Raw genomic sequence first — 643 nt, forward strand, 5'->3', positions numbered from 1 at the left:
ACCGCCTCGACGCCCTCGCCGGTGACCGCCGACAACAGCATCGGCGCGCGGCCGGCAGCGCGTTTCAGCGAGGCGACCTTCTTCTTGCGCGCATCGGCGTCGAGCGCACGCGTGTGCTGCTGCATCTGGTTTCGGCGCAGGAGGAAAATCCGGGCAAGGCCTACAAGACCGTGCGAGCCGAGCTCGACGCCTATGGCCATGGCCTCACCGACAAGGTCGAGATCCTGGCGCTTTCCCAGGTCGACACGCTCGACGCCGATGCGCGCAAGAAGAAGGTCGCCTCGCTGAAACGCGCTGCCGGCCGCGCGCCGATGCTGTTGTCGGCGGTCACCGGCGAGGGCGTCGAGGCGGTGCAGCGGGCGCTGATGGCGGTGATTGCTGAGGCGCGCGCGCAGATCGCGGCGCCGGTCGAGACGCGCTGGGACAAATAGGGTCATGCAGTCGCTGAGAAAATATCGGCGCATCACCGTCAAGATCGGCTCGGCGCTGCTCGTCGACCGCGCGACGGGCCTGAAGCGCGACTGGCTGGCTTCGCTCGCCGACGACATTGCCGGGCTGGCCCAGGGCGCCGCTCAAATCCTCGTCGTCTCGTCCGGCTCCATCGCGCCTGGCCGCACCATCCTTTGCCTCGGCCAGCGAGCCC

Annotated in this window: 3 pseudogenes; 2 read left to right on the forward strand and 1 reads right to left on the reverse strand. The window is 68.9% G+C overall.

The features are described from left to right. Nucleotides 1-104: pseudogene (gene obgE / locus EN994_RS34245) on the reverse strand (GTPase ObgE); the annotation flags it as partial. Here obgE (EN994_RS34245) and obgE (EN994_RS34250) point away from each other — a divergent pair. Further along, nucleotides 99-431, forward strand: a pseudogene (obgE, locus tag EN994_RS34250) (GTPase ObgE); the annotation flags it as partial. The pseudogenes obgE (EN994_RS34245) and obgE (EN994_RS34250) overlap by 6 nt on opposite strands. Nucleotides 432-435: 4 nt before the next feature. Beyond that, nucleotides 436-643 (forward strand): annotated as a pseudogene (locus EN994_RS34255) (glutamate 5-kinase); the annotation flags it as partial.

This window comes from Mesorhizobium sp. M7A.F.Ca.CA.002.09.1.1 (genome assembly GCF_003998555.1).
Taxonomy (GTDB): Bacteria; Pseudomonadota; Alphaproteobacteria; order Rhizobiales; family Rhizobiaceae; genus Mesorhizobium; species Mesorhizobium ciceri.